Origin of the sequence: Actinomadura sp., assembly GCF_044508335.1 — a bacterium.
In the GTDB taxonomy this organism is placed as follows: Bacteria; Actinomycetota; Actinomycetes; order Streptosporangiales; family Streptosporangiaceae; genus Spirillospora.
The window spans coordinates 1-2,550 of the sequence record NZ_JBIQHY010000230.1 but is presented as its reverse complement, the minus strand read 5'-3'; the positions used below and the strand labels follow the sequence as shown (position 1 = coordinate 2,550).

The following is a 2,550-nucleotide window of genomic DNA, read 5'->3' as shown; positions in this document are numbered from 1 at the left end:
GTGAGCCACCACAGGAGCCGGTCGCGCTTCGTCAGCGTCTTCAGGGTCGGACGGCAAGCTCACCCTGACGCCAGACCAGGGCCTGTTGACTGGAGTGGACACCACATTCCCGGTGTACATCGACCCGGTGTGGGGAGCGCACAAGGCCGGGGCGTGGGGAATGGTGTGCATGGGCTGGTGTTCACCAGGTCTGACGGGGCGCCGATCACTCCGAGCACCGTCAACCGGCACTTCGGCCGGCTGTGCGACACGGCCGGGATCCGCCGCGTCAGGTTTCATGATCTTCGACATTCCTGCGCCACGCTGCTGCTGGAACAAGGCATCGACCTGGCCACGATCAAGGACCTGCTCGGGCACTCCCAGATCCACGTCACCGCTGACGTGTACGCCCATGTCAGGCCCCGCCTGCAACGCGACGCCATCGAAGCCATGGGCCACGCCCTCAACCACGACGACCATACCGGCGACCAGGAAGACGAAGGAGACGACCCGCCGAGCTCAGCGGCCGTCGCCTGAACCCTGAGCGATCAAGCCCCGGCGCAGCTACCCCAGCCGCGCCGGGGCTCACCCTCTCCACCACCAGCATCCGAGTGCACCTCTGCCGCGCCACCGGGGCCGAGCCCGGGCCGGAACGGCAGGCGCCCGGGGACCGGATGGGCCTGGTCGGGAACACCGACGAAAGGAGACGGGCCGCTCAGCCTCCGGCTGAGCGGCCGGTCACTGCCTGCGCGGGCCGGCCTGGAAGGTGCCCGGCTGAGCCGGTCTCGCGGACGAATGGGGGCGGCTGGGGACGTGCGCGGGTGACCGTGACCACTGCCGCCCTGGCGAGCACGTGCCGGACGTGCGTACCTTGACCTGCGGTGGTGGGCCTCCGTCGCTCCGCGGTCGACACGATGGTCACGACCCGCAGTTCGGTAATGGCCGGGAGGTGCGAGAAGAGCCGTAGCCGACCGAGGGCCACCATGTCGGTGCGCGAGTTGCCGGGGCCCGAACCTGACCGCAGACAGCGGTGTGGGAGTCGTCAACCGTGGCAGGGCAACGGCGGACATTGGCGCCATGAAGCGACAGGCACCGGCCACGGCACGTCAACGCGCACACGTCCGGCAGGTGTCCGCCAGACCCCAGGTGGTGATGATCATCCGCGCACGTGGCCAGCCCGCCTGATCACACTGTGAGACCGGCTCAACCGGGCACTTTCCAGGCAAGCCCGCGACCAGCCGTAGTGCCCCTGCTGCGGTTGATCGGTCAGGCGGCGTGGGTGTCGGCGCCGCGCAGGATGTACTGGTCGTCGCCGAATACCGCGGAGATCTGGATCTGGCCGCCGAGGGCCTGGACGTAGCGGGCGATGGCGTCGACGGTGGAGACCTCGCCGCGTTCGATCTGGGAGACGCGGCTCTTGGTCACGCCCATCTTGTCGGCGACGTCGGTCTGAGACAGGCCGACGGCCTTGCGGCGTTCGGCGAGCCGGTGGCCGTCGATGTAGGCCTGGTTGCGCTTGCGGGCCTCGGCAACGGCTTCCTCGCCGCCTGCCGCTGTGACGACGTCAGCGCGGACCTCACTCCACTTGGGGAAACTCGTCATCGCTGCTCCTCCTCGACCTGGCGTTCCTTCAAATACTCCTCGTACAGGTCTTCGGCGCGGGGGATGGCCTGCTTGTACCAGCCCGACCAGTTACCGGACTTATCGCCACCGGTCAGCAGGATGGCCGACCGCCACGGGTCGAACACGAACAAGATCCGAATCTCCGACCGGCCTGCCGAACCGGGGCGCAGCTCCTTGAGGTTGTGCAGCCGGGAGCCCTCGATGCGGTCCACGAGTGGACGGCCCAGTCCTGGACCGGCCTCAGCGAGACGGTCGATGGCATCAACGACCTGAGCCCTCGACCGCTCATCCAGGGTGTCGATCCAGGCGAGCAGCTCGTTGGTGACGCGGATCTCCCTCTCCTCCACACCAGAGAGTGTAGCGAATCCTTTACCACCGTGCCGGGCGCCGGACGCGGTTGCACCTTGCTTCTGGATCGCTTCTGGATCGCGTCGAGGTGAACCCGGGGCTTCCAACCCTCGATCAGGCGGATGAAGCTCAAGATCACACTGACTGGCTGTGCGCCCGTGTTGCCGTCACCGTAGCCGTCACGAACCACAACAGCAGATCACGGCATCCGGAAAACCGCAGGTGGCAGACGCCGTTCACCATCCGTAAATCGCGCTGGCGACCAGAATCGCCGCACACCTACTATGTGCTGGCGAGCGAGACACCGGTACTCGTTCACAACCGCAGCTGCGGCGTCGCCCGTAACGAGAAGGGGCAGTTCACATCTGGGGAGAATGCGGACGCGGCCCGTGGGCGCCAGACACACTTGAACTACAGGAATGCTCTGGGGGCTGGGTACGACTTCGAAGTCACGCTTCCGAGTGGGCTCCGGCCTGATGCGGTCGACTGGAAGAACCGCGTTGTGCGTGAATTGAAGTCGGACGCGAAGAGCAGCCAGGCGACGGCCCGGTGATCGTCGATGGGTGGGACTTCGGTGCCGGGCAGCTCTTGACGCCCGGT

4 protein-coding genes are annotated in these 2,550 nt (G+C 67.0%); 2 read left to right on the top strand and 2 right to left on the bottom strand.

The window, feature by feature from the left end:
• A complete protein-coding gene (locus ACIWVC_RS34480) occupies positions 1–516 on the top strand; it encodes a tyrosine-type recombinase/integrase (RefSeq protein WP_396455205.1) in 516 nt (171 codons plus the stop codon).
• Between the two features lie 729 nt (positions 517–1,245).
• Here ACIWVC_RS34480 and ACIWVC_RS34475 read toward each other — a convergent pair.
• Both ACIWVC_RS34475 and ACIWVC_RS34470 read right to left on the bottom strand, forming a co-directional pair.
• Complete coding sequence (locus ACIWVC_RS34475; RefSeq protein WP_396455203.1) at positions 1,246–1,581, bottom strand: helix-turn-helix domain-containing protein; 336 nt, start codon at positions 1,579–1,581, stop codon at positions 1,246–1,248.
• On the bottom strand, positions 1,578–1,949 hold the full coding sequence (locus ACIWVC_RS34470) for a type II toxin-antitoxin system RelE/ParE family toxin (RefSeq protein WP_396455201.1): 372 nt from the start codon (positions 1,947–1,949) through the stop codon (positions 1,578–1,580). Before ACIWVC_RS34470 ends, ACIWVC_RS34475 begins: the two co-directional genes overlap by 4 nt.
• A gap of 89 nt (positions 1,950–2,038) precedes the next feature.
• Here ACIWVC_RS34470 and ACIWVC_RS34465 point away from each other — a divergent pair, with 89 nt between their 5' ends.
• Positions 2,039–2,503, top strand: coding sequence for a hypothetical protein (locus tag ACIWVC_RS34465; protein WP_396455199.1), 465 nt, complete (start codon positions 2,039–2,041; stop codon positions 2,501–2,503).
• Positions 2,504–2,550 lie beyond the last annotated feature (47 nt).